The organism is Pseudomonas sp. Sample_24, from assembly GCF_004307605.1.
GTDB lineage: Bacteria > Pseudomonadota > Gammaproteobacteria > Pseudomonadales > Pseudomonadaceae > Aquipseudomonas.
In genome coordinates, this window is the sequence record NZ_RCNW01000226.1 from 21311 (window position 1) to 39916 (window position 18606).

Consider the following 18606-nt stretch of genomic DNA (forward strand, 5'->3'; position numbering starts at 1 on the left):
TTAGCTCAGGCGCAGGCGGCTCGCGCCCACCAGCCAGCTGTAAATCAGATAAAGCACGACCGTCGCCAGCAACAGCAGGCCGCCCAGCGCGGTCGCCATGCCCCAGTTGATGCTGGTGTTGGTGTAGAACGCGACGAAGTAGCTGACCATTTGATCGTTCGGGCTGCCAAGCAACGCCGGGGTGATGTAGTAGCCGATGGCGAGGATGAACACCAACAGGCAACCGGCGCCGACACCGGCATAGGTCTGCGGGAAGTACACCCGCCAGAAACTGGCGAACGGATGACAACCGAGGGAAATCGCGGCGCGCATGTAGGTCGGCGAGATGCCTTTCATCACGCTATAGATCGGCAGGATCATGAATGGCAGCAGGATGTGCACCATCGAGATGTAGACCCCGACGCGGTTGAACACCAGTTCGATCGGCTTGTCGATGATGCCCATGGCCATCAGACCGCTGTTGATCAGGCCACCCGATTGCAGCAACACGATCCACGCGGCGACCCGTACCAGAATCGAGGTCCAGAACGGCAGCAGCACCAGAATCATCAGCAGGTTGCTCTGGCGCGACGGCAGGTTCGCCAGCAGGTAAGCCAGCGGATAGGCCAATACCAGGCAGATCACGGTGATGATCAGGCCCATCCAGAAGGTACGGGCGAAGATGTCGAGGTAGATCGCCTGGTCCGGAGTGGCCGGAGCGATTTCGCCGAGGTCGTCGATACGGTGATCGACGGCGGCCAGCAAGTAGTACGGGGTAATGCTGCTGGTGTTGCGACGTACCGCTTGCCAGTAGGCCGGATCGCCCCAGCGCTCATCGAGACCTTCCAGCGCTTCTTTATAAGAGGCCGGCTCGGTGGCAAGCGGCAAGGCGCGGGCGGTTTTGGTCAGCAGGCTGCGGTAGCCGGCCAATTCCATGTTCAGGCGCTTGGACAAATCGCCCAGCGTTTGATTCTTGCGGGCTTCGGCGAGGTCTTCGGCGGCCGCTTTGTAAACCGGTTCAGCGGGCAGGCCGCGGCCGTCCCAGCTGGCGATGGCGGACACGGTGCGCGGCATGCCGCCGACCACTTCCGGGTTGCCCACGCTTTTGTAGAGCAGCGCCACGATCGGCACCAGGAACACCAGCAACAGAAACAGCACCAATGGCGCGATCAGTGCCTGGGCCTTCCAGCGGTTGACCCGCTCGGCATGCTTGAGCCGCTGCTTCAAGGTGGGGTCAGTACCCGCGTTCACGGGAACGGCGATAGCCATGGCGTACTCCGGAAATCTTTGGTCATTGCAGAAGTGGTAAATACCGCTTCGAATTTTTGGTACTGATCGTTCCCACGCTCTGCGTGGGAACGATCATCCATTCCTTGTGGCGAGCGAGCTTGCTCGCGCTGGGCTGCGAAGCGGCCCCAAAATCGTGTTGGCACTGCCAATTTTGTGAGTGCTGCGCACTCAAGCGGGAGCAAGCTCCCTCGCCACAAAAGCTCGCCCTCACAGGAGGGCGAGCCCTCCAGTTACTTCGCAGCCCAGGAATTGAAGCGCTGTTCCAGTTGCTCGCCGTTGTCAGCCCAGAAGCTGACATCGATCTGCACCTGGTTGGCGATGTTTTCCGGGGTGGTCGGCATGTCTTTCAGGACATCCTTGGCCAGCAATGGTACGGCTTGGGTGTTGGCCGGGCCGTAGGCGATGTTTTCCGAGTAGGTCTTCTGCTGCTGTGGCTGAACCGAGAAAGCGATGAATTTCTTCGCCGCTTCGGCACGCTTGGCGTCCAGACCTTTTGGAATGGCCCATGCATCGAAGTCGTAGATGCCGCCGTTCCACACCACTTTCAGGTTGCTTTCTTTCTGCACGGCAGCGATACGGCCGTTGTAGGCCGAACTCATGACCACGTCACCGGAAGCGAGGTACTGCGGTGGCTGTGCGCCGGCTTCCCACCACTGGATGTTTGGCTTGAGCTCATCGAGTTTCTTGAACGCGCGATCCTGACCGTCCTTGCCGGCCAGCACTTTGTAGACGTCTTTGGGCGCAACGCCGTCGGCCATCAGTGCGAATTCCAGGGTGTACTTGGCGCCTTTGCGCAGGCCGCGCTTGCCCGGGAACTGCTTGGTGTCCCAGAAATCCGCCCAGCTGGTCGGTGCGGTTTTCAGCTTGTCGGCGTTGTAGGCCAACACGGTCGACCACACGAAGAAGCCCACGCCGCATGGCTGGATGGCGCCCTTGACATAATCTTCGGTCTTGCCGAACAGCGCAGGGTCCAGTTGCTCGAACATGTCTTCGTCACAACCACGGGACAGCTCCGGCGATTCAACCTCTACCAGATCCCAGGACACGCTTTTGGTGTCGACCATGGCCTTGACCTTGGCCATTTCACCGTTGTACTCACCCGCCACGATTTTGCCGTTGCCCGCCGCTTCCCACGGTGCGTAAAAGGCTTTGACCTGCGCCGCCTTGTTCGCCCCGCCAAAGGACACCACGGTCAGGTCCGGGCCTGCGGCCATCGCGTGCGAGGCGCCGATCATGCCCATGACCAGAGCTGTGAATTTCAGGGATTTCAACATTGATATTGTTCTCCACGTGCAGGGTTGGTGAAGCAGAAGGGCGATCAGTTCGCCTCTAGAAGTGGGTCGAGCGCACGAACGTGTTCGACCTGCCAGCCAAGCGGTACCACATCGCCGACCGCCAGCCCCGGATCGAGCTGGGCAATCGGTTGTTTCACGAAGAAGTCGGTCTTGCCGCAGACTTCCAGGCGAACCCGGACGTGGTCGCCCAGATAGATGAATTCCGCCACCCTTCCGGAGAAGCGGTTGACGCACGACTCACTGGAACCATTGAGGCTCACGCGTTCCGGGCGGATAGACAAGGTGACGGGTTCGCCGGTCCGGCCGACATTGACCGCCAGGGCTTCGACCTTTTCACCACGTCCCAGCTCGACGATGCAGCGGTCGCCGGTCTGGCTGTGCAGGCGGCCATTGAGACGGTTGTTCTCGCCGATGAAGTTGGCGACGAAGGTATTTTTCGGCTCTTCGTAGAGGGTGCGCGGCGGCGCGATCTGCTGGATTTCGCCTTGATGGAACACCGCCACCCGGTCAGACATGGTCAAGGCTTCACCCTGGTCGTGGGTCACGTAGACCACGGTCACGCCCAGACGCTGGTGCAGGTGTTTGATTTCCATCTGCATGTGTTCACGCAGCTGCTTGTCGAGGGCGCCGAGGGGTTCGTCCATCAGGACCAGTTGCGGTTCGAACACCAAGGCGCGAGCCAGTGCCACACGCTGCTGCTGACCGCCGGACAGTTGCGCCGGGTAACGCTGGGCGAACGTATCGAGCTGCACCATGCTCAGGACTTTTTTGACTTTGTCACTGACGTCGCTTTTATTCAGGCCGCGCACGGTCAGCGGGAACGCCAGGTTCTCGGCGACGGTCATGTGCGGGAACAAAGCGTAGTTCTGGAACACCATGCCGATGTCGCGCTTGTGCGGCGGCACGTTGTTGATAGCGCGCCCGGCCAGCAGGATTTCGCCCGCGGTCGGTGTTTCGAAACCGGCGAGCATCATCAGGCTGGTGGTCTTGCCGGAGCCGGACGGCCCGAGCAAGGTGAGGAATTCGCCTTTGCGAATGTCCAGGTTGAGGTCTTTGACGATCAGGTTCTCGCCGTCGTAGCTCTTTTGCACTCCACGAAAGCTGACCAGAACATCATTGGCCCCTGCACTTGAATCGACCTGGCTCATACCCACACCTTTGTTGTTGATGACTGCTGTGGACTAAGCCTAGTGGACGCTGGGACCTGCGCAAATCGGGGCGCAGGAGAGATTCGCCTCAGCCGGATGGAAGGTTGGGGGTAGGGATTGCCCTACAAGGATGGCGCGTTTTGGCAAACGCGGCGACAAGCTGTCAGCTGCAGGCCGCAAGCAACGGCAAAACGGGTATCCAGGGGCTGTCGCGAATGGATACGGCCGGCGCCGTCCCCCTGTAGGAGCCAGGCTTGTCGGCGAAGGCGATTTCGAGGACGCCTTCGCCGCCAAGCCTGGCTCCTACAGGGGGATTGGGCACAGCGTCAGAGGAGCTTGTGTTCCATCGCGTACTTCACCAGCTCGGCCAGCGACGTGATGTTGAGCTTCTGCATCAGGCGCGCCTTGTGGGTGCTGATGGTCTTGCTGCTCAGGGCCAGTTGCTGGGCGATGTCGTTGACGTTGGCGCCCTGGGCCAGACGTTCGAACACCGAGAACTCACGCTCCGAAAGCAATGAATGCAACGGTCGCGAATCGGTCAGGCCGACCTCGAAGACCATCCGATCGGCCAAGTCAGGATCGATGTAACGACCACCTGCGGCGACCCGGCGAATAGCCGTGAGCAACAGCGCCGGATCACTGTCCTTGGTCGCATATCCCGCGGCTCCGACTTTCAACGCCCGGGCGGCCATTTGCGCTTCGTCATGCATCGACAGCACGAGGATCACCGGCGGATTGTTCAGCGCACGAATCCGGGGAATCGCTTCCAGACCATTCACGCCGGGCATGGAGATATCCAGCAACACCACCTCGCAGGGTACATGCCGCAACGTTTCGAGCAATTGTTCGCCGTTGCTCGCCTCCCCTACCACCAGCAAGTCCTTGGCCAGGCCGATCAACTGCTTGATGCCTTCGCGGACGATGGTGTGGTCTTCGGCTACCAGTACACGGATCACTTATTTATCCTCATCCAATGGCACTCGCACACTCAGGGTCGTGCCCTCCCCCGGCTCACTCTCAAGCGACAACTCACCGCCCATGATCAGCACCCGCTCGCGCATGCCGACCAAGCCAAAGGACGTTGGCCTGCCAGCTGCGGCGACGAATCCTACGCCATCATCACTGACCGTCAGACACAGCACTTCGCCTTCTCGGGTCAGTGTCAGTTCAACAGTATGCGCTTGGGCGTGGCGCATGACATTGGTCAACGCTTCCTGAAGGATGCGAAACAGACCGATCGCCTTGGCATCGCTGAGCGCCGGCAAATTGTCCGGCACCTGCACCAGACACGGAATCTGCGTGCGCGCCTCGAAGCGCCGGGCCTGCCATTCGATGGCCGAGGCGATCCCGGCATCGAGAATCGGCGGGCGTAATGCCGTGGCCACATCGCGGACCAGCTGGAACAGCTGGGCGATCAGACGTTTCATGCTGTTCAAGCGCTCGTTCAGCCCAGGGTCGAGCTGCGCGTAGGCCAATTCGCACATGGACGTTTCCAGCTTCAACACGGTCAGCATCTGCCCCAACTCGTCGTGCACTTCCCGGGCAATCCGCGCCTTTTCTTCTTCGCGCACGCTCTCAAGGTGCGCCGACAACTCCCGCAACTGCTCGCGGGAGCTGGCCAGTTCCAATTCGATGCGTTTGCTCTCACTGATGTCCCAGACGATGCCGTCCCAGACATAGGCGCCGTCCTCCAGTTGCCGGGTGATCGCCTTGATTTCCGCCCAGCGCTGTTCGCCCTGGCGCGTGAGAATCCGCCCTTGCCAGGACCAGTCACTGTCGGTATCCAGAGCATGATCCTGGGTCTGGTGATAACTGGCCTTGTCGTCCGGGTGCACCAGGCTGCGCAAGCCTTTGTCACGATGGGCCAGGGTCGCCGGCGAGTATCCCACCAGGCTCTCGCTGCCTTCGCTGATGTAGGCAAAGTCTATCTGACCTGTCACCGGCGCCCGTTCCAGGCGAAAGACAAGTCCGGGTACATTCGCCGCGATCCCCTGCAGCCGCGCCTCGCTTTCCTGCAACGCTGCCAGGGCGCGGCGACGTTCAGTAACGTCGGTGAGATAAACCACCAGGTATTCGCCATCGCGAAAGCGCAGGAAGCTCAGCGAAACATCGGCCGGCAGGATGCTGCCGTCGGCCCGCAAGCAATTGGTTTCGAAACTTTGTGGCGTTTCGTCGCTGGCCCTGGCGCTCTTCCACAGGTTTAACCAGCGATCCATGTGCAGGCCGGGTTCGAACTCGATCAATGGACGGTCGATGATCCCGCCGGATGGATAGCCAAGCATGGTTTCGGCGGCACGGTTGGCGTAGCGCACGTGACTGTCCCAATTGACCCAAAGGATGCCGACAGTGCTTTGATCGATGGAAAACTGGGTCAGCCGCAGGGCTTCTTCACTGGCGGCGCGCAAGGCGATGTCGGCCTGCGCGGCCGCCAGTCGCTGCTCAAGGCTGTGCTGCTGACGACGCTGCCAGAGCACAATGGCCATGCAGCTCAACGCCAGCACCAACAACAAAAGGCAAAGGTTTTGCCAAAACCCGGGCGATTCGGTGAGTCGCGGGTACTTGGGTTGCAGCCATTGGTTGTGCAGGGTTTCCAGATCCTTGGCCGGGATCGCCCGCAGTGCGCTTTCGACAATGCCGGCCAGTTGCGGTTTGTCGCGCAGCGTAGCCACCCGTAGCAACTGCGGCAGGCCAATATCACCCACGACTACCAACCCGGAAAATTCCGGTTCGACCGACAGCCGTCCCAACTGCGCCTCATCGACCACGGCATAGCCAGCCTGCTGACTCAACAACAATTGCAGCGCCTGCCGTTCCATCGGCACGCCCTGAAGGTTCAGGTGCGGATAGTTGCCGCGCAGGTAGTCGGCGGTAGCGCTGGGCATTCGCACGGCCACGCGGGTCTGGCTGTCGAGCTTCTCGAGTTCCACTGCACCGGTGCTTTTCTGGTCGCTGACCACCAGCTGCGGCACCCGCATGTAGGGATCGGAAAACTGCCAGAGGCGCAGACCGCCGGGCGTTTGGCTCAGTCCCGGGGCGATATCGATTTCACCGGCACGCGCGGCGGCCTCAAGCTGCTCGAGATCGGGAAAGTTACGCCAGCTCAGCTCGACCTTGAGCGACTTGGCCAGCCATTTCATCAGCTCGACATTGACCCCCGACAAGCGCTGCAAACGGCGATCGTATTGAGCATAGGGAGCCTGCAACACCAGCCCGACACGCAACTCGCCCTGTTGTGCCAGCCATTGTTGCTGGTCGGCAGACAAAGCTGCGACGTGCGCCGGTGGCGCGGCCGCCGCCCAGCCCATCAAGGGAAAGCACAACCAGCCGATAACCCACAGGCAGCGAAAACGCATCATCGAACTCTCACACACTGACAAATACTGACCAACCCATTAGGCTGCCGGAATCACTTCTGGCCTGGAATATCCGATGCCCCCTGTCTACCGCCTGGCACTGCCAGCATTGTGCCTGTCGCTGATCCTGCCATGCGCTTTTTCCGTCGAGGCCGCCGACCCGGCACCTGCCGCCGTGGAGCAACCGGCGGAAGAAAAACCGCTTGAACGCCAGCCGTTGCCTGAGCGTAGCCAGGAAGAAGCGGCCGCCCTCGAGCGAAAAATCCCGTCCCAGGAGCAACAGCAATTGCAAGCGGGCGGCGACACGTTCCTGGCCCTGTGGAAACCGGCCAATACCGCCGAGCCCAAAGGCGCGGTGATTATCGTCCCGGGCGCAGGCGAAACCGTTGACTGGCCGCAAGCAATCGGTCCGTTGCGCCGCCAATTGCCAGACGCGCAATGGAACAGCCTGAGTATCACCTTGCCGGACTTGCAAAGCGATGCCATCGCGCCACGCTTTGTCGAAGTGCCACCGGTGCCGAAAACGCCGGATACCGGCAGCAAGGACGCGGCCACCGCCGCCCCTATCGAGCAGGTCGCGGGAGGTGAAGCTGAAGTGCCTGACAAACCTGTCGCTGAAACCAGTGAAGAACAGTCCAAGGCCGACGCCGAAAGAATCTTCGCCCGTATCGATGCGGCGATAGCCTTCGCCGAACAGCAAAGCGCCCGCAGCATCGTCGTTCTGGGCCATGGCACCGGCGCTTATTGGGCCGCGCGGTATCTGAGCGAGCGGCAACCATCGCAAATCGAACGCTTCGTCATGGTTGCCGCGCAAACGCCGGCGCAAGTGAAACCCGACCTGGACCAACTCGCACCGAACCTGAAATTGCCCACAGCCGACATCTTTTACATGGACAAACCGCTGGATCGCAACGCCGCGCTGGCTCGCTTGCAAGCCAGCAAACGCTTGAAGACTTCGGCCTTCAGCCAGGTAGCGCTCAAGGCGTTGCCGGGCAATGACAAGGCGCAGCAGGAGCAACTGGTTCGCCGGGTGCGGGGCTGGTTGAATCCGCAGAATGCGGCGGATTGACAGATCGTGTGCCCCCTATCGCGAGCAAGCTCGCTCCCACAGGTTTCATGTCGATGGCGAAATTCGTGTACGACGCAAATCCAGTAGGAGCAAGGCTTGCCCGCGATAGCGTAATCACTGACGACACACACCTTGGCGACTAGCGAAAATCCCGCCGCTGCCGGATCAGCGCGTAAGCGTTGTGCAGCTCCCGGGTTTTCTCGGTTGCCTCACGCACCTGCGACGCCGTCGCCCCGCTGCCGGCAATTTTGTCCGGGTGATGGCGGCTGAGCAGACGCCGGTAGGCGCGCTTGATCTGCGCCGGCTCACTGGTGGCCGATACCCCCAGCAGCCGCAAGGCATCCTGATAACTTGTAACGCGGTTAACCTCTGGACGTTTCTGAGGCTCATAGTCTTGGGCCAACGCCAGGATCTGACGGGTCGACCAGCCCAGCCACTTGCCCCATTGCGCGATCAGTTCGCGCTCCTGTTGCCCCGCGCGACCATCGGCCCAGACCATCCGCCAGCAGGCGCGCAGGACACCTTCGGCGGCATGGGGCTGATGACCCAGGCGGCGCAGGTATCCGCGCAACGGGTCGTTGCCCGACTTGCCCCGATTGAAGGCGGCAATGGCCCGACGCTGCGCTGATTCGTTCATTTCCAGCGAGCGCATTTCCTGACGCGCCTGCTGGATATGACCGTCCACCACTCGCCCGTCGCACTTGGCCAACCTGCCGAGCAACACGAACAGCAGTTCATCGTTGCGCAAAACCGGGCGACCGCCGAGCTTTTCCCGCAGATGTGCCCAACTTTGCAGATGCAGGCGCCGATCCAGCGCCTGCCCCAACAAAGCACCGAGCATGGCCCCCGGAATGCTGGCAATGGCAAAGCCCGCTCCGGCTCCGATCAGAGTCCCTGGCCACAACACGTCAGCGTCTCGCTTCAATCAGGGCTTCGGCTTCAGACAGGCGTTCGTGAGTGCCGACGTCGACCCATTGCCCGTTCAGGCGCTCGCCGGACACTTTCCCGGCGGACATTGCGGCACGCAGCAATGGCGCCAATTTGAACGCCCCGGCCGAGCAACCTTCGAACAGCTGCGGGTGCAACACCGCGATACCGCTGTAGGTCAGGGTGGCCGCGTCCGACTGACCGTCACGGACCTGCCCATCGATCAATTGGAAATCCCCATCAGGGTGATGGGCCGGGTTGCTCGCGAGCACCAAATGAGCAAGCCCGGCAATCGGCTGATGCAACACGGCAAAGTCATAATCCGTCCAGATATCGCCATTGACCACGACAAAGGCCTCATCACCCAGCAAGGGCAATGCGCGGAAGATCCCGCCGCCGGTTTCCAGCGGCTCGCCCTCCGGCGAATACTGGATCCTGACGCCATAGCGCGAGCCGTCGCCCAGGTAATCTTCGATCTGCTGGCCCAGCCATGCATGGTTGATCACGATGTCGGTAAAACCGGCAGTCGCCAGTGCATGCAAGTGGTACTCGATCAGCGGCACACCGCCGGCGCGAACCAGCGGCTTTGGCGTGGTCAGGGTCAGCGGGCGCATGCGCTCGCCTTTACCTGCGGCGAGAATCATGGCCTTCATGCTTTCACTCCAGCGCGCAAACTGGCGAGCAACACATCCAGCTCCGCCAACTCAGGCCGGCGGGCGAGCACTGCATCTATATAGTCAAAGAAACGCGGCACGTCAGCCAGATAACGCGGTTTGCCGTCGCGGTGACAGATGCGGGCGAAGATGCCGATCACTTTCAGGTGACGCTGCACGCCCATCAGGTCACTGGCCCGCAGGAAATCTTCGAAATCCGGTTGTACCGGAATATCCAGCGCCGAAGCCTGCTGCCAATAGCTTTCCAGCCAACCGCGCACGCGCTCTTCAGGCCAGCTGAGGAACGCATCCTTGAACAGACAGGTCACGTCGTAGGTCACCGGTCCGTAGACCGCATCCTGGAAATCCAGCACGCCGGGGTTCGGCTCGCTGAGCATCAGGTTGCGTGGCATGTAATCGCGATGGACCAGGACTTTGGGCTGAGCCAGCGCGCTGTCGATCAACAAATCGCTGACTTGCTGCCAGAGCACTTGCTGCGCGGCGTCGAACTCGATGCCCAATTCGCGTTTTACGTACCACTGCGGGAACAGTTCGAGCTCGCGCCGCAACAATGCCACGTCGTAACTCGGCAGGGGTGCGACCATCGGCAACTGCTGAAAAGCCAACAGCGCCTGCAGGGCATCGTCGAACAAAGCATCGGCATTTTCGCTGTCGATCACGTCCAGATAGGTCTTGTTGCCCAGGTCATTGAGCAAAAGAAATCCGCGCTCGAGGTCTTCAGCATAAATTTTCGGCACATTTATTCCGGATTTCGCCAGTAAAAAAGCGATATCCACGAAGGGTTTGCAGTTTTCCTGGGGCGGTGGCGCGTCCATCACGACGAAACTTCTCCCGGCGCCTTCCCATCGGAAATAACGCCGAAAACTCGCGTCGCTGCTGGCCGCGGTCAACGTGGCCGGGGGTACGGTACCCCAACCCTGATCCGCAAAAAGGATTGCCAATTGCTCATCGAGCCAAACTTTCAGGTGTTGCAAACGTACATCTTGGTCAGGCATTGCAAGGGTCTCCGACGGCGCTAGCCGTCAAGCGGGTCATGCTTTATTATCCAGCATCTTTTTCAGACCATCGAGAGGCGTGCGGCCCACACCGCGGGCAGATGGCACGCAGGAAGCCCGGACTAATAAGATGGCATTGAAATCCCCCGCGTTTCGTAAAAAATTTCCGTTGTTGGTAACCGGCAGTCTGCTGGCCTTGCAACCCCTCGCCACTTCCTTTGTGGTCGCCGCGGAACAGTATGACTGCTCAGTCTCTGCTTCGGGTGCCTGGGACTGTGCGCCAAAGACGCCGGCGGCTGCATTGCCTCCGCGTCCCGTGCATGACGGCAGCGCAGTCGCATCCGACGAGGCTGCGGCCGAGAGCGGTACCAGCGAGGACGCTGGCGCCAAGACCGTACTCGTCACCGAATCCAAAGGCCGTGGCCTGAAGTCGCGTAGCGAAGACTACAGTCACCTCGACTGGGTTCCCCGTGAACAGCTCACCGCAGCGCAATTGGCCGAAACCGGTCCGTATTGCTCTGGTTCCTATATCGAACCGATTCGTCCTGGCATGAATGACAAGACGAATAAAAGCGATGCGCCAACCTTTATCGGCGCCAAAGCCTCACGTTATAAGCAGGAAGAGCAAGTCGCTACCCTGGCCGGTGACGTGGTCATGCGCCAGGGCAGCATGCAGGTCGAAGCCGACGAAGCCAACCTTTACCAGGCCGAGAGCCGCGGTGAACTGAGCGGCAACGTGCGCGTTCGCGACAACGGCGCCCTGATCGTGGGCGACCACGCCGACGTGCAGCTCGACACCGGTGAAGCCAAAATCGACAACGCCGAATACGTGATGCACAAATCGCGTATCCGCGGTAACGCGCTGTACGCCAAACGTGCCGAGAACGCCATCATCCGCCTCAAGGATGGTACGTACACCACGTGCGAACCGAACAGCAACGCCTGGCAGCTCAAGGGCAACAACATCACCCTGAACCCGGCCACCGGCTTCGGTACTGCGACCAACGTGACACTGCGGGTCAAGGACATTCCGGTTCTGTACACGCCGTACATCTATTTCCCGATCGACGACCGTCGCCAGTCCGGCTTCCTGCCGCCGACCATCGGCACCGGCACCGACACCGGCTTCCTGCTGGTCACGCCGTACTACTTCAACCTGGCACCGAACTACGATGCCACGTTGTACCCGCGTTACATGAGCGACCGTGGCCTGTTGATGGAAGGCGAATTCCGCTACCTGACCAAGTCCAGCGAAGGTCAGTTCGGCGCCGCGTACCTCAATGACGAGAACGACGACCGCAAACTGCAGACCGATTACGAAAAAACCCGCTACATGTACAACTGGCAGCACAAGGGTGGTCTCGACTCGCGCGTGTTCACGCAAGTCGACTACACCAAGATCAGCGATCCTTATTACTTCCAGGATCTGCAGACTGACCAGATTGGCGTGAAAAGCGCTGACTATGTGAACCAGCAGGGTTCGGTCACCTACCGTGGTGACAGCTACACCGCTCGCGTGAATGCTCAGGCGTATCAGCTGGCGACCGTTTCCAACATCACGCCGTATGACCGCTTGCCGCAAATCACCTTCAACGGTGCGCTGCCGGAACGTCCGGGCGGATTCAATTTCACCTACGATACCGAGCTCGTGCGGTTCGACCGGGACTTGAAGAACGGCAACTTCACCGATGAAGACGGTAATGTCGAGCCGCGCCTCGACACCAACGTACAAGGTCTGGCCCGCGCCAACGGCGATCGCCTCAACCTTGCGCCCGCCGTCAGCTTCCCGATGGAGGCCAGCTATGGCTTCCTGACGCCGAAGCTCAAGTATCAGTACACGCAGTATCAACTGGATCTGGACAGCATCGGCAAGAGCCAGATTGCCGCGCAGACTGCAGAACAGGACCGTCTCAACGGCACGTTCGACAGCAACCAGAACCGTGCTGTACCGATCGCCAGCATCGACAGCGGCCTGTATTTCGATCGCAACACCCAATGGTTCGGCAAGAATTACCGCCAGACCCTCGAACCGCGCCTGTTCTATCTTTATGTTCCAGAGAAGGATCAGGAAGACATTCCTGTGTTCGACACCAGCGAATACACCTTCAATTATGCGTCGCTATTCCGGGATAACCGCTTCTCCGGTTCTGACCGTGTCGGCGACGAGAACAAGCTGTCGCTTGGTGTAACCAGCCGCTGGATCGAAGACGATGGTTTTGAGCGTCAACGCATCAGCGTCGGCCAGGCCCTGTACTTCAAGGACCGTAAAGTCCAACTGCCAGGCATCGACTTCAACGATCGCGAAGACGCCAAGTCAGATGTCTCCCCCTATGCGCTGGAATACGAATATCGCTGGAACCGCGATTGGCGCACCACCGCCGACTACAACTGGGACCCGGACAGCCGCAGCCCTCGCTCGGGCAGCGCGATGTTCCATTACCAGCCTGAAGACAACCCGAACAAGGTCGTCAACGCCGGCTATCGCTACCGCAATGACCAGGTTCGTTACGACCAGAACTCCGGTAAATGGCAGGTCGGCGGCGGTGACTATGGCACCCCGGGCCAGCCTGGCTACGTGAAGGACTACTACAAGATCGTCCAGCACGACTTCTCGGTGATCTGGCCGGTCGTGCCGCAATGGAACGTCATCAGCCGCTGGCAGTATGACTACAACCGCAACCGTACCCTGGAAGCCTTTGGTGGCTTCGAGTACGACAACTGCTGCTGGAAACTGCGCCTGATCAACCGTTACTGGGTCGATTATGACGAAACCAGTCAAGACGCTCCGGAAAACGAAAAAGGCGACCATGGCGTCTTCCTCCAAATTGTTCTGAAGGGACTCGGCGGCCTCACAGGCTCCAAAGTAGAGAGCTTCCTCGACAAAGGCATCCAAGGTTATCGTGAACGTGAAGACCAAGCTTTCTGATTGTCTGCGCCCGCTGCTGCTGGGCGCGCTGTTCCTGGGTACCGCGGCCAACGCCGCGGTACAGTCCATCGACAAGGTGGTGGCCATCGTCGACAACGACGTAGTCATGCAGAGCCAACTGGACCAGCGCGTCCATGAAGTTCAGCAAACCATCGCCAAGCGCGGCACTGCCGTGCCACCGGCCAGCGTACTGGAGCAACAGGTGCTTGAGCGCCTGATCGTCGAGAACCTGCAATTGCAGATCGGCGAGCGCTCCGGTATCCGCATTACCGATGAAGAACTGAACCAGGCTGTCGGCACTATTGCCCAGCGCAACAATATGTCGGTCGACCAGTTCCGCGCCGCCCTGACTCGCGACGGTCTGTCCTATGACGACGCGCGTGACCAGATCCGTCGCGAAATGGTCATCAGCCGCGTACGTCAGCGCCGAGTGGCCGAACGTATCCAGGTAACCGAGCAGGAAGTGAAGAACTTCCTGGCGTCCGACCTCGGCAAAATGCAGTTGTCCGAGGAGTTCCGCCTGGCCAACATCCTGATTCCAACGCCGGAAAGCGCCAACTCCGACGCGATTCAGAATGCTGCCAAACAGGCTGACGCGGTTTACCAGCAGCTCAAGCAAGGCGCTGACTTTGGTCAGCTGGCCATCGCCAAATCCGCCAGTGAAACCGCACTGGAAGGCGGCGACATGGGCTGGCGCAAAGCTGCCCAGCTGCCACCGCCCTTCGATCGCCTGCTGAGCTCCATGACGGTTGGCGACGTGACCCAGCCAATGCGCACACCGGGCGGCTTCATTATTTTGAAGATCCTCGACAAGCGTGGCGGCGAAACCCAGATGCGCGATGAAGTGCATGTGCGCCACATTCTGGTCAAACCAAGCCCGATCCGTGACGAAGAAAAAACCAAGGCCTTGGCTCAGTCGCTCTACAGCCGAATCGAAGCGGGTGAAGACTTTGCCGAACTGGCAAAAAGCTATTCGGAAGACCCGGGGTCCGCACTCAACGGCGGTGACCTGAACTGGATCGATCCGAACGCACTGGTCCCGGAGTTCCGCGAAGTGATGGCCAAGACCCCGCAAGGTCAACTGTCCAAGCCTTTCCAGACTCAATATGGCTGGCACGTCCTGGAAGTCCTTGGCCGTCGCGCCACCGACAGCACCACCCAGGCTCGCGAGCAACAAGCCATGACCGTACTGCGTAACCGCAAATACGACGAAGAGCTGCAAACCTGGCTGCGTCAGATCCGTGACGAAGCGTACGTAGAAATCAAACTCCCTGGCGCCGACCAGGCAGCGCAGTGAAACCCAAACGTTTCGCGCTGACACCCGGCGAACCGGCCGGCATAGGTCCTGACCTGTGCCTGCTGCTCGCCTCGCAAGCCCAGCCACACCCCTTGATTGCCATTACCAGCCGCGACCTGCTCCTCGAGCGGGCCGCGTTGCTCGGTGTGGCCGTCGACTTGCTGCCGGTTACGCCGGATAACTGGCCGGATCTGCCCGCGCCAGCCAACAGCCTGTATGTCTGGGATACACCGTTGAACGCCAAGGTCGTCGCCGGGCAACTGGACAAGGCCAACGCCGCTTTCGTTCTGCAAACCCTGACCCGCGCCGGCCAAGGCTGCCTGGATGGACATTTTGCCGGCATGATCACCGCCCCGGTGCATAAGGGTGTGATCAACGAATCCGGCATCGCTTTCTCCGGGCACACCGAATTCCTCGCTGACCTGACCCATACCGCGCAAGTGGTCATGATGCTCGCCACCCGCGGCTTGCGCGTGGCCTTGGTCACCACCCACCTGCCACTTCGCGAGATCGCCGATGCGATCACCCCGGAGCGTCTGGAACGGGTCACACGAATCCTGCATGCCGATCTGCAAGAAAAGTTCGGCATCGCCCAGCCGCGTATCCTGGTGTGCGGGCTCAACCCCCACGCCGGCGAAGGTGGGCACCTGGGCCATGAAGAAATCGACATCATCGAACCCACATTAGAGCGCCTGCGCGGCGAAGGCATGGACCTGCGTGGTCCGCTGCCCGCCGACACTCTGTTTACCCCCAAATATCTGGAGCACTGCGACGCAGTGCTGGCGATGTACCACGACCAGGGCCTGCCTGTGCTGAAATACAAAGGCTTCGGCGCAGCCGTCAATGTGACGCTCGGCCTGCCGATCATCCGCACCTCGGTCGACCACGGCACCGCCCTGGACCTGGCCGGCAGCGGCAAGATCGACACCGGCAGCCTGCAAGTCGCCCTGGAAACCGCCTACCAGATGGCCGAGACCCGTTTATGAACGAGCAATACCAACACAAGGCGCGCAAGCGTTTTGGCCAGAACTTTCTGCATGATGCCGGCGTCATCGACCGCATCCTGCGCTCCATCCATGCAAAAGCCGAGGACCGTCTGCTGGAAATCGGCCCGGGCCAGGGCGCACTCACCCAGGGCCTGCTCGGCAGCGGCGCTCAACTCGACGTGGTCGAGCTGGACAAGGACCTGATACCGATCCTCAACCAGCAATTTGCCGGCAAGAGCAATTTCAACCTGCACCAGGGCGATGCACTGAAGTTCGACTTCAACAGCCTGAATGCGGCGCCAGGCAGTCTGCGGGTGGTCGGCAATCTGCCGTACAACATCTCCACGCCGCTGATCTTCCACCTGCTGCATAACGCTCACCTGATTCGTGACATGCACTTCATGCTGCAAAAGGAAGTGGTCGAGCGACTCGCGGCAGGTCCTGGCGGTGGTGATTGGGGTCGCTTGTCGATCATGGTTCAGTATCACTGTCGGGTAGAGCATCTGTTCAACGTCGGCCCGGGCGCGTTCAACCCGCCACCGAAAGTCGATTCAGCCATCGTGCGCCTGGTGCCCCACGCTGTGTTGCCGCACCCTGCCAAAGATCACAAGCTGCTGGAACGCGTTGTACGCGAAGCCTTCAACCAGCGCCGCAAGACCCTGCGCAATACCCTCAAGCTGCTGCTGAGCAATGCCGAAATCGAAGCCGCCGGCGTTGATGGCAGCCTGCGCCCTGAGCAACTCGACCTGGCCGCCTTCGTGCGCCTGGCTGACAAACTCAGCGAACAATCCCAGCACAAGCCAGCGGACGTCTGACAGAACCCAAGCGTTATCGGGTAGGACACCAGCGCCCATGTCTGGTTTACTACCCGGTACTTGGCCTAGACTGAACCTCATCAGCTATGCCCCGCGTCCCGCTTCGTTTTTAAGGCCTCTTGCATGTCCGATCCTCGTTATCAGGTCGACGTCAGCGTCGTCACCCGCTATCTGGCAGAACAATCGCAACCCGAACACGACCGCTTTGCCTTCGCCTACACCATCACCGTAAAAAACAATGGCCTGATACCGGCGAAATTGTTGTCACGGCACTGGGTGATCACCGATGGTGACGGGCACGTGGAAGAGGTTCGTGGCGCCGGCGTGGTCGGCCAACAGCCATTGATCGACGTCGGCAAAAGCCATACTTACAGCAGTGGCACGGTCATGACCACCAGGGTCGGGACCATGCAGGGCACGTATCAGATGATTGCCGACGATGGTAAACACTTCGATGCGGTCATCGCACCGTTCCGCCTTGCGGTGCCGGGGTCGTTGCACTGATGGCAACGTATGCCGTCGGCGATCTGCAAGGCTGCCTTGGAGCCCTGCAGTGCTTGCTCAAACAAGTTTCATTCGATCCGGCCAGGGATCGTCTCTGGCTGGTCGGTGATCTGGTCAATCGTGGTCCGCAATCGCTCGAAACCTTGCGCTTCCTCTATAGCATCCGTGAATCGCTGGTGTGCGTGCTCGGCAACCATGACCTGCATCTGCTGGCCGCCGGGCAGAACATCGAACGCCTGAAAAAAGGCGACACCCTGCTCGAAATCATCGAGGCCCCGGACTGCGCCGAATTGCTGGACTGGTTGCGCCAGCAAAAGCTCATGCATTACGACGAACCACGAAACCTGGCACTGGTGCATGCCGGCATCCCACCGCAGTGGTCGCTGCGCAAAGCCCTGAAGTGCGCCGCCGAAGTCGAAACCGCGCTGCGTGACGACAACCTGTTCCCGCCTTACCTTGACGGCATGTACGGCAACGATCCGGCGAAATGGGACAACGACCTCAAAGGCGTGACGCGCCTGCGAGTGATCACCAACTATTTCACGCGGATGCGCTTCTGTACGGCCGAAGGCAAACTCGATCTCAAGAGCAAGGAAGGCCTGGGTACCGCACCGGCAGGCTACAAGCCCTGGTTCCAGCACAAGGAACGCAAGACCAGGGATCTGAAAATCATCTTCGGTCACTGGGCCGCCCTGGAAGGCAATGTCGACGCCCCGGGTATTTTCGCCCTCGACACAGGCTGCGTCTGGGGCGGCGCCCTGACACTGATGAATGTCGACAGCCTTGAACGCCTCTCCTGCAAATGCGGAGAGCATGGCCACCCCGCCACGCCACCAGTCGCCCCATCCATTTGCGAACCATCGTCAGTCAGCGTCCCGCGTTAGACTGCGCTTACAGCCGAGCCACAGGAACCCGCCATGAGCGAATTCAAACGTATTCCCCCGCAACAGGCCCAGACCCTGCGCGAACAGGGCGCCGTCGTAGTCGACATCCGCGACCCGGCCACCTATGCCGCCTTGCACATCAGTGGCTCCAAACACCTGGATAACCATTCGATCTCGGACTTCATCCGCGCTGCCGACCTCGACGCGCCGACCGTGGTGGTCTGCTATCACGGCAATTCCAGCCAAAGCGCAGCCGCTTACCTGATCAGTCAGGGCTTCTCTGACGTTTACAGCATGGATGGCGGTTTTGAGCTGTGGCGTACGACTTATCCTTCGGAAACGGCGCAAGGCTCCTCCGAATAATTTTTTTGTAACACGCAAGCCCGCGGCTGCCGTGGGCTAGCGCGGTGGCAGACGAACGGTCTGCCACAACTAATTACGTATCTCGCCTTTACCTCCCGAAT

At 60.4% G+C, this 18606-nt stretch carries 16 protein-coding genes; 8 read left to right on the plus strand and 8 right to left on the minus strand.

The window, feature by feature from the left end; all coding sequences use genetic code 11:
* From D8V06_RS12025 to D8V06_RS12045, 5 genes are all read right to left on the minus strand, one after another.
* A complete protein-coding gene (locus tag D8V06_RS12025; RefSeq protein ID WP_056853527.1) occupies positions 1-1248 on the minus strand; it encodes an ABC transporter permease in 1248 nt (415 codons plus the stop codon).
* Positions 1249-1499: 251 nt separating this feature from the next.
* Complete coding sequence (locus tag D8V06_RS12030; protein WP_056853528.1) at positions 1500-2543, minus strand: ABC transporter substrate-binding protein; 1044 nt, start codon at positions 2541-2543, stop codon at positions 1500-1502.
* A gap of 44 nt (positions 2544-2587) precedes the next feature.
* Complete coding sequence (locus tag D8V06_RS12035) at positions 2588-3712, minus strand: ABC transporter ATP-binding protein (RefSeq protein ID WP_130931018.1); 1125 nt, start codon at positions 3710-3712, stop codon at positions 2588-2590.
* A gap of 326 nt (positions 3713-4038) precedes the next feature.
* Positions 4039-4668, minus strand: a complete 630-nt coding sequence (locus tag D8V06_RS12040) for a response regulator transcription factor (RefSeq protein ID WP_020798801.1) — start codon at positions 4666-4668, stop codon at positions 4039-4041.
* A complete protein-coding gene (locus D8V06_RS12045) occupies positions 4669-7068 on the minus strand; it encodes a sensor histidine kinase (RefSeq protein WP_130931019.1) in 2400 nt (799 codons plus the stop codon).
* Positions 7069-7141: 73 nt separating this feature from the next.
* Here D8V06_RS12045 and D8V06_RS12050 point away from each other — a divergent pair, with 73 nt between their 5' ends.
* The gene (locus D8V06_RS12050) at positions 7142-8134 is read left to right on the plus strand and encodes an alpha/beta hydrolase family protein (protein ID WP_130931020.1); all 993 of its coding nucleotides are present in this window, start codon (positions 7142-7144) and stop codon (positions 8132-8134) included.
* A gap of 139 nt (positions 8135-8273) precedes the next feature.
* On the opposite strand, the gene D8V06_RS12055 is transcribed toward D8V06_RS12050, so the two are convergent.
* The 3 genes from D8V06_RS12055 to D8V06_RS12065 are packed head-to-tail and all read right to left on the minus strand — an operon-like array spanning position 8274 to position 10730.
* A complete protein-coding gene (locus D8V06_RS12055) occupies positions 8274-9041 on the minus strand; it encodes a TerB family tellurite resistance protein (RefSeq protein WP_056853532.1) in 768 nt (255 codons plus the stop codon).
* A 1-nt stretch (position 9042) separates the two neighbouring features.
* A complete protein-coding gene (murU, locus tag D8V06_RS12060) occupies positions 9043-9714 on the minus strand; it encodes an N-acetylmuramate alpha-1-phosphate uridylyltransferase MurU (RefSeq protein WP_130931021.1) in 672 nt (223 codons plus the stop codon).
* A complete protein-coding gene (locus D8V06_RS12065; protein WP_056853534.1) occupies positions 9711-10730 on the minus strand; it encodes a phosphotransferase in 1020 nt (339 codons plus the stop codon). Before D8V06_RS12065 ends, murU begins: the two co-directional genes overlap by 4 nt.
* A gap of 130 nt (positions 10731-10860) precedes the next feature.
* Between D8V06_RS12065 and D8V06_RS12070 the strand changes: the two genes are divergently transcribed.
* The 7 genes from D8V06_RS12070 (at position 10861) to glpE (ending at position 18505) form a co-directional block, all read left to right on the plus strand.
* Positions 10861-13656 (plus strand): LPS-assembly protein LptD, encoded by a 2796-nt coding sequence (locus D8V06_RS12070; RefSeq protein WP_130905967.1) that lies wholly within the window; start codon positions 10861-10863, stop codon positions 13654-13656.
* Positions 13631-14953 (plus strand): peptidylprolyl isomerase SurA, encoded by a 1323-nt coding sequence (surA, locus tag D8V06_RS12075; protein ID WP_177336561.1) that lies wholly within the window; start codon positions 13631-13633, stop codon positions 14951-14953. The genes D8V06_RS12070 and surA overlap by 26 nt, the downstream gene beginning before the upstream one ends.
* The gene (pdxA, locus tag D8V06_RS12080) at positions 14950-15939 is read left to right on the plus strand and encodes a 4-hydroxythreonine-4-phosphate dehydrogenase PdxA (RefSeq protein WP_056853537.1); all 990 of its coding nucleotides are present in this window, start codon (positions 14950-14952) and stop codon (positions 15937-15939) included. Before surA ends, pdxA begins: the two co-directional genes overlap by 4 nt.
* Positions 15936-16754, plus strand: coding sequence for a 16S rRNA (adenine(1518)-N(6)/adenine(1519)-N(6))-dimethyltransferase RsmA (gene rsmA / locus D8V06_RS12085; protein WP_056853538.1), 819 nt, complete (start codon positions 15936-15938; stop codon positions 16752-16754). The genes pdxA and rsmA overlap by 4 nt, the downstream gene beginning before the upstream one ends.
* Before the next feature lie 123 nt (positions 16755-16877).
* Entirely contained in the window at positions 16878-17258 is a 381-nt protein-coding gene (gene apaG, locus D8V06_RS12090; RefSeq protein WP_056853539.1) for a Co2+/Mg2+ efflux protein ApaG, read from the plus strand.
* The gene (locus D8V06_RS12095) at positions 17258-18142 is read left to right on the plus strand and encodes a symmetrical bis(5'-nucleosyl)-tetraphosphatase (protein ID WP_130931022.1); all 885 of its coding nucleotides are present in this window, start codon (positions 17258-17260) and stop codon (positions 18140-18142) included. The genes apaG and D8V06_RS12095 overlap by 1 nt, the downstream gene beginning before the upstream one ends.
* A gap of 33 nt (positions 18143-18175) precedes the next feature.
* Positions 18176-18505, plus strand: coding sequence for a thiosulfate sulfurtransferase GlpE (gene glpE / locus D8V06_RS12100; protein ID WP_056853541.1), 330 nt, complete (start codon positions 18176-18178; stop codon positions 18503-18505).
* Positions 18506-18606 lie beyond the last annotated feature (101 nt).

Coding starts and splice junctions, on each gene's coding strand:
- D8V06_RS12030 (WP_056853528.1), bottom strand. CDS start 2,543: ATGTTGAAATCCCTGAAATTCACAGCTCTGGTCATGGGCATGATCGGC.
- rsmA (WP_056853538.1), top strand. CDS start 15,936: ATGAACGAGCAATACCAACACAAGGCGCGCAAGCGTTTTGGCCAGAAC.
- D8V06_RS12050 (WP_130931020.1), top strand. CDS start 7,142: ATGCCCCCTGTCTACCGCCTGGCACTGCCAGCATTGTGCCTGTCGCTG.
- D8V06_RS12025 (WP_056853527.1), bottom strand. CDS start 1,248: ATGGCTATCGCCGTTCCCGTGAACGCGGGTACTGACCCCACCTTGAAG.
- D8V06_RS12095 (WP_130931022.1), top strand. CDS start 17,258: ATGGCAACGTATGCCGTCGGCGATCTGCAAGGCTGCCTTGGAGCCCTG.
- murU (WP_130931021.1), bottom strand. CDS start 9,714: ATGAAGGCCATGATTCTCGCCGCAGGTAAAGGCGAGCGCATGCGCCCG.
- D8V06_RS12070 (WP_130905967.1), top strand. CDS start 10,861: ATGGCATTGAAATCCCCCGCGTTTCGTAAAAAATTTCCGTTGTTGGTA.
- D8V06_RS12035 (WP_130931018.1), bottom strand. CDS start 3,712: ATGAGCCAGGTCGATTCAAGTGCAGGGGCCAATGATGTTCTGGTCAGC.
- glpE (WP_056853541.1), top strand. CDS start 18,176: ATGAGCGAATTCAAACGTATTCCCCCGCAACAGGCCCAGACCCTGCGC.
- D8V06_RS12065 (WP_056853534.1), bottom strand. CDS start 10,730: ATGCCTGACCAAGATGTACGTTTGCAACACCTGAAAGTTTGGCTCGAT.
- D8V06_RS12045 (WP_130931019.1), bottom strand. CDS start 7,068: ATGATGCGTTTTCGCTGCCTGTGGGTTATCGGCTGGTTGTGCTTTCCC.
- apaG (WP_056853539.1), top strand. CDS start 16,878: ATGTCCGATCCTCGTTATCAGGTCGACGTCAGCGTCGTCACCCGCTAT.